Origin of the sequence: Mesorhizobium sp. M5C.F.Ca.IN.020.32.2.1, assembly GCF_004023105.1 — a bacterium.
Lineage (GTDB): Bacteria > Pseudomonadota > Alphaproteobacteria > Rhizobiales > Rhizobiaceae > Mesorhizobium > Mesorhizobium wenxiniae.
In genome coordinates this window covers 1-6,656 of the sequence record NZ_RZSX01000305.1, presented here as the reverse complement: position 1 = coordinate 6,656, position 6,656 = coordinate 1, and the positions used below count along the sequence as shown (strand labels likewise).

7 protein-coding genes are annotated in these 6,656 nt (G+C 59.8%); 3 read left to right on the top strand and 4 right to left on the bottom strand.

What is annotated here, in order from left to right; translation table 11 throughout:
• Together EOA86_RS16765 and EOA86_RS16760 are read right to left on the bottom strand one after the other, a co-directional pair.
• Window positions 1-298: SET domain-containing protein-lysine N-methyltransferase (locus tag EOA86_RS16765; protein WP_128342658.1), on the bottom strand; the 298-nt coding region annotated here is incomplete at its 3' end.
• 153 nt (window positions 299-451) lie between these two features.
• On the bottom strand, window positions 452-2,611 hold the full coding sequence (locus tag EOA86_RS16760) for a S9 family peptidase (RefSeq protein ID WP_128342656.1): 2,160 nt from the start codon (window positions 2,609-2,611) through the stop codon (window positions 452-454).
• Window positions 2,612-2,729: 118 nt separating this feature from the next.
• Between EOA86_RS16760 and EOA86_RS16755 the strand changes: the two genes are divergently transcribed.
• Window positions 2,730-3,098: an SH3 domain-containing protein gene (locus EOA86_RS16755; protein WP_128342655.1), complete on the top strand. Its 369-nt coding sequence runs from the start codon at window positions 2,730-2,732 to the stop codon at window positions 3,096-3,098.
• A 428-nt stretch (window positions 3,099-3,526) separates the two neighbouring features.
• Entirely contained in the window at window positions 3,527-3,952 is a 426-nt protein-coding gene (locus EOA86_RS16750) for a MucR family transcriptional regulator (protein ID WP_029354623.1), read from the top strand.
• 146 nt (window positions 3,953-4,098) lie between these two features.
• On the opposite strand, the gene EOA86_RS16745 is transcribed toward EOA86_RS16750, so the two are convergent.
• Window positions 4,099-4,527 (bottom strand): SufE family protein, encoded by a 429-nt coding sequence (locus EOA86_RS16745; protein ID WP_128342653.1) that lies wholly within the window; start codon window positions 4,525-4,527, stop codon window positions 4,099-4,101.
• A gap of 112 nt (window positions 4,528-4,639) precedes the next feature.
• Window positions 4,640-5,008 (bottom strand): DUF5330 domain-containing protein, encoded by a 369-nt coding sequence (locus EOA86_RS16740; protein ID WP_128342660.1) that lies wholly within the window; start codon window positions 5,006-5,008, stop codon window positions 4,640-4,642.
• Between the two features lie 534 nt (window positions 5,009-5,542).
• On the opposite strand from EOA86_RS16740, the gene EOA86_RS16735 reads away from it, so the two are divergent.
• On the top strand, window positions 5,543-6,656 hold a 1,114-nt coding region (locus tag EOA86_RS16735; RefSeq protein WP_281035666.1), incomplete at its 3' end, for a histidine kinase dimerization/phospho-acceptor domain-containing protein.

Below are 6,656 nucleotides of genomic sequence, written 5' to 3'. Positions count from 1 at the left end.
ACGCATACGTCTCCTCGCCCGAGGAGACGTCGCAATTCGGGTCATCGGCATGGTTCATGTAGCGTGCGTCGTCGGCTTCGAAGACGATGTAGTTCGGGTCGCGCCGGTCGGGATAGGAATAGCGATCGAGATAGGCTTTGATCGGCCCGGTTTCGCGCTCATAGGTCTCGACGGGAATGCGCCGGTCGTAATTGGGATCGAGCTTCCAAACCAGAGTGCCACGGGGAATGTGGTTCTTGGCAAAGACTCCGATGCCCTGGATACGCGATTTGTCGAGATAGACGTCGACGAGCAACATGGCAGACCTTTGGCGTGACTGGATGATTTTGGTGGCGCGGCTTCGAAAAGCCGCGCATTGGGTAGCGCGCTGCCATCGCAATTGCGAGCGGAAAATCAGCCAGGCCGTGACCGGAAATTGGAATCGATTTTCCGCAGGGGATCGTGCGCAAGATCAAGCTCCTACAGCGCCCTTTGCGCGTCCAAAGGGGTGGGTGCCGCTGGTGGTGGCAAGGTCGGCCTTGCCCGCCACCTTCAGCGCAAACGCGTAGGTGAAGGCGATTTCCTCGAGCCTGGAAAACCGGCCGGATGCGCCGGCATGGCCGGAGTCCATGTTGATCTTGAACAGCACCGGATTGTCGCCGGTCTTGCGGTCGCGCAGCCGCGCCACCCACTTGGCCGGCTCCCAATAGGTGACACGCGGGTCGGTGAGACCGGCAAGCGCCAGAATCGGCGGATAGTCGAGCGCGGCGACATTGTCATAGGGGGAGTAGGCGGCGATCGTTCGGTAGTCCTCCTCCGAAGCGATCGGATTGCCCCATTCGGGCCATTCCGGCGGCGTCAGCGGCAAGGTCGCGTCGAGCATGGTGGTGAGCACGTCGACGAACGGAACCTCGGCGACAATGCCGCCGAAGCATTCCGGCGCCATGTTGGCAATCGCGCCCATCAGCAGGCCGCCGGCCGAGCCGCCCTGTGCGACGATGCGGTCATGTTGCGTATAGCGTTCGGCGACGAGGTGGTGGGCGACCGCGACAAAATCGGTGAACGTGTTCATCTTGTGCGTCCGCTTGCCGTCATCATACCAGCCATAGCCCTTGTCCTTGCCGCCGCGGACATGGGCAATCGCGTAGACGAAGCCGCGGTCGACCAGCGAAAACAAATTGGTGTTAAAGGCGGCCGGGACTGTGATGCCGTAGGAGCCGTAGCCGTAAAGCAGGCAAGGCGCTGATCCGTCGAGCGGCGTGTCGCGATGGTGGATGAGCGAGATCGGCACCAGTTCGCCGTCGGCGGCGGGAGCCATCAGCCGCCGTGTCACATAATGGTCCGGGTCGTGACCGGACGGAACTTCCTGCGTCTTCAGCAGCACGCGCTCGCGGGTCCGCATGTTGTAGTCGAAGATCTGCGCCGGCGTTGTCATGGACGAGTAGGAAAAGCGCATGATCTCGGTGTCGTATTCATAGGATCCCGACAGGCCGAGCGAGAAGGCTTCCTCGTCGAAGGAGATGAGGTGTTCCTCGCCGCTCTTGCGGTCATGCACGACGATGCGCGGCAGGCCTTCCTTGCGCTCAAGCCTGACCATATGGTCCTTGAAGCCGATCACCGAAAGGATCAGCCGGCCCGCTTCGTGCGGCACCAGTTCCTGCCAGTTGGCGCGCACCGGGTCGTTCGCCGGCGCCGTCATGATCTTGAAATCCTTGGCGCCGTCGGCGTTGGTGAGAATGAAGAAGATATCGCCGCCTTCTTCGAGGTCGTATTGCAGGCCGGTCTCGCGCGCCGAAACCAGCTTCGGTTCGGCGAACGGCTCGCTGGCGCTCATGATGCGATATTCAGAGGTCTCGTGGTCGTTGATGCCGACCATGATCCACTCGTTGGAGCGCGTGCCGCCGACATTCATGAAGAAGCCCGGATCGGTTTCTTCGTAGATCAGCCGGTCGTTCTCAGGACTGTCGCCAAGGGCATGGAACAGCACCTTGGAAGGACGGTGGTTGGGATCGAGGCGGGTGTAGAAAAATCCGTCATTGTCGGCGTTCCATACGCCGCCGCCACCGGTAGCCGGGATCCTATCCGGCAACTCCTTGCGGTCGGCGAGATCGCGGACGCGAAGCGTGTAGAATTCGGAACCCTTGTCGTCGAAGGCCCAGAGAAGCTTGCGGTGGTCGGTCGAATGGTCGACACCGCCGAGGCGGAAATAGGCCTTGCCTTCGGCCTCGAGATCGCCGTCGAGCAGGATCTGCTGGTCACCGCCATCGCGCGGCGTGCGGAAATAACGCGGCTGCTCGCCGCCAAGCTTGAAAGATGAGCCATAGGCGTACGGCCCATCCTTCATCGGCACGGAAGAGTCGTCTTCCTTGATGCGGCCCTTCATCTCCTTGAAAAGCTGCTTCCGCAACTGGGCGGTGTCGGCCATCAACGCCGCCTGATAGGCGTTTTCGGCTTCGAGATGGGCGCGGATTTGGGCGTCGAGCAGGGACGGATCCCTGAACATCTCTTGCCAATTGTCGGCTCTCAGCCAGGCATAGTCGTCCGTCCGGGTTACTCCATGATGCAGATCGAAGACCGGCCGCTTCTCGGGTTGTGGCGGGCTGACAGTCGGAAATGCTGGGGTTCGGGTCATTGCGTCTCGCTGGGAAGTTATTTGAATGGAGAATGAACACGCCGATCAGCGCAGGTTCAAGAGCCGGAGTATATGTTTTGCACTGGGCTCCAGAAGATGAGCCGCAGGAGAGAGAAAAATGAAATTCCGTTTTCGCGCTGTCGCGGCTTTGGTCGTCGCTTCGACAGTTTTGGCCTTTACCGGCCAATCTCATGCAACCGTGTTCGCAGCTTGGCAAGTGACCAACGTTCCGTTTGGCGACACGCTCAACGTCCGCAAGTACCCGGCGGGGTCTTCCCAGAAGCAGGCCGCCTATCCCAACGGTGCCGTTTTGCAGATGACCGGGAAATGCACCGGGAGCATAAACCTGCTCGACATTGCCAAGCAGCCGGTTTGGAAGCAGGAACAGAAGATCCGCTATCGCTGGTGCGAAGTCTGGCATGATCCGGCACACAACGGCAATTTTGTCATCGGCTGGGTCTACGGAAAATACATTACCCCACATTGATGGATCGGCGGCGATCCGCGGCGCTGACTTCTGGTTTGTTTGCAAACAGCAAATCGCAACCTATGGTTTTGCAGATTCTGAAAACAACCAGATAGCCTGCGCCACAACCAAGCATAGCCAAGCATTGAGAACTTTTTACTGGCCATCGAGGATGTAACGGCAGCCCGACGGGGCGTCAGCCGTTGCTGGTCGGACCAGAAAATATCGCAAAATTACAGAGTGCACGAAAGGTTGAAGCTGATCGTGGAATATTTTATTAACATCGATGAATACAGCGCAAGAAGCGAATTGACTTACTTGATTCACTGGCTCATTAGGATGTTGTGACGCGAATCGCAGAGGCTCTTTCCTGCAAAAATTTCGCGCGATGCCCGACCTGTCAAAAATAGGGCGCGGATAGAAACAACTCTCGTTGGGGTCATGAAGCCATGGATATTATCGAAACACCTTCCAGAAATAGTGATGCGCTGATCGAGTTGACGGCCGACGTCGTGGCCGCCTATGTCAGCAACAATCCGGTGCCGGTCGGCGAGCTGCCGAGCCTCATCGCCGATGTCCATGCCGCCCTCGGGCGCGTGGGCGGGACCAGTGAACAACCTCCTGCCGACAAACAGAAGCCGGCAGTAAACCCGAAACGCTCCGTCCATGACGACTACATCGTCTGTCTTGAAGACGGCAAGAAGTTCAAGTCGCTGAAGCGCCATTTGATGACCCACTACGGTCTGACGCCCGACGAGTATCGTGAAAAATGGGGCCTGGACGCAAGCTATCCGATGGTTGCTCCCAACTATGCTGCCGCCCGCTCCCAACTCGCCAAGAAGATGGGTCTCGGCCGCAAGCGCAAGGGACGCTGATATCGGCTCTTCCCAACGTGGGTTGAACGATCAACGGCGCCTCCGGGCGCCGTTTTGCTTTGGAGGCATTGCTGGAGCAATCGATACGCCTTGCCCGAGGTGCGGGGCTCACTGCCGTGCGGGGGCAATCGCGCGCTGTTGTCTAATCAGGCGGTCTGCCTCAACGCCGCCTCGGCGTCGCGCTTAATGCGCTTGACCATGGAACGAAGACCATTGGCGCGTTGCGGCGACAGGTGTTCGTCGAGGCCAAGTGCCTTCAGCGTGGCTTCCGCGTCGGTCTTCTGGATCTCGCTGGCCGGTCGTCTGGAAAACAGCGCCAGCATGATAGCGACGAGGCCGCGCACGATATGGGCGTCCGAATCACCGGCGAAGGTGACGACTGGATCGGGACCCGGTCCATATTGGGTTGTCAGCCAGACCTGGCTGACGCAGCCGGGCACCTTGTTGGCGGCGTTGCGTTCCTCATCGGGAAATGGCGGCAGGGCCTCGCCCAGTTCGATCACATAGCGGTAGCGGTCTTCCCACTCGTCAAGCAGGGCGAAGTCGTCGCGGATCGTTTGGATCGTCGTGCTCATCACCTAGGATATAGTCATCCGGCGACGCCGCGTCACGGAAAAAGAGGAAAAACACCATAGGCGTCGAGGTGCGGACGGCCTGCGGTGCAGTGACAGATGCGCTGAAAATATCTCAGTTTTTCGCCGGCAACTCGACTTTCGCGGGCAAGTGGACTTTCGCCGGTAAGACGATGTCTTCCGGCACGCTGCCGGTCGTTGTCGCCGTGTCGGGTTCGGCGGTCTTGTCGTCCAACATGGCGGCCGCGATCTTGGCTGTCTCCTTGGCCCGGGCGGTGATCGTGTGCATTGCGGACTTGCCGGTCTCGCAGACGTCGGGCTTGCGCTCGCATATGCCGGCAATATCGCCAACGGCTTCGCGTGCCGCAAACAACGCCTGGATCGGCCCGACGCTTTGGTGGCCTGTCTCGTCGGAGCCGACATTCAGCGGCAGCGCCAGAAGCACCAGCGAAAACCAGAAAGCCATTCTGATCAGAAAGCCCATCTGTATGCCCTCATCCTTGACCGGATCATGCATTCGGCGACATGACCTCTTTTATGGGGTACGATAGTGGCATAGACGCTCAAAGGACGGCTTGCCCGGTCAGCGAAAATTTTCCTCGAATTTTAGGCAAACTCGAAACGAAGTATTTTGCAATGGATTTGTGTCAAATTCAGTCGATTTTCTTCACTTAAGGTTAACTATTCATCTGCCTGTTTTCCTTAGTTATTTCCCTGAAGCGCGGCGTGCCGGTGGCGACTGTCAGAGGCGAAAGGGCGGTCCGCCCGGATAACGCTCCATTTACTATGGCCGCAATTGCCAAGGTTTTGCCGCGCCGGCCTCCCAATATTTCCCTCAGGCTGGGCATTGATCGGTCCCGCCTTATCCATTCCTTAAACGCTGGATGCGAGTTTCAGATCAATAAAAGCAACCTGCGAAGCAGGGCTGTTCACGACCAGGTGCGAGTGCGTTGAATTGAGTTCGATAAGGGCCAGATACGTTGAGTTGCCCGGCGCGATGGCAGCCGGTTGCGAACGTATGGTTCATCCGTCGATCCTCGGAAAGAACGACCGCCGGTGCCAGGGGCGGTTTATCGGTGTCATGCTGGCCGCTCCGTTCTTTGCCGCAGGTGCAGCAGTCACGCTGGTTACCTCGGGCATGGGCGTGGCCGTGACCATGGCTGCGATCTTTGCGACATTCGGCCTCTGCTGGTTTGCTGCCTTGCTGGTGGCAGCATCGGGCAAGATGGCGTTCGCCGGCCAGGTCGCCCTGGTGATGGGCAGTCTTGCTCTTGCCGGTGTCATTGCCGCTGCGGGCGGGATGGCCTCGCCGGTCGCCATGCTTGTCGTGGCGCTGCCGTTCGAAGCCTGGTGGATCGGCGCGTCTCGTCGCGCTGCACTCTGGGGTGCCGCATCCGCATTTGTCGCTATCCCGCTGCAGGCTTTTGCCGGTTCTGTTTTCCCGTTCGGCCCGGCGGAAACCGCTGCCTGGCACTGGCTGCTGCCGCTGGCTTGGGCGCTCACCTTGGTTCCCCGCGTAGCAGCACTTGGCAGCCCGGCCGGCGCGCAGCTAGATCCGGCGACCGATGACCGGCTCGAGAACATCATCGACGCCGTTGTCCTGCGGGCCGGCAGGCATGGCGAGGTTCTGGATGCGTCGGCAAAGGCGCGCACGATCCTGAAGCTGCAGCCGGAACTGCTGTTCGGTAACGGCCTGTTCGACCGTATCCATCTGTCCGATCGCGTCGCATACCTCAGCGCGCTGGCCGACATGCGCGACGGCGCGTCGGCGCGCCGGCTCGATCTTCGCGTCCGGCTGCCGCAAAACGGCCATGGCCCGACGGCGGACAACTACCGGCCGTTTTCCCTTGAGCTGATGCGGGTGGAGCATGAGGATGTCTTCACGCTCGTCCTGCGCGAAAACGACGAACTCGCCGGCTTGCGCGAAGAGCTTGCCGCTGCGAAAGAGGCGGCCGCGTCTGCCGAAGTGGCGAAGGGACGGTTTCTGGCGGTCGTCAGCCACGAGCTTCGCACGCCGTTGAACGCCATCATCGGTTTTTCCGACATGCTGCTGCATGAGATGTTCGGCACCTTCAAGGATCCGCGCCAGAAGGAATATGTCGGTCTGGTCAAGGAGTCCGGCCAGCATTTGC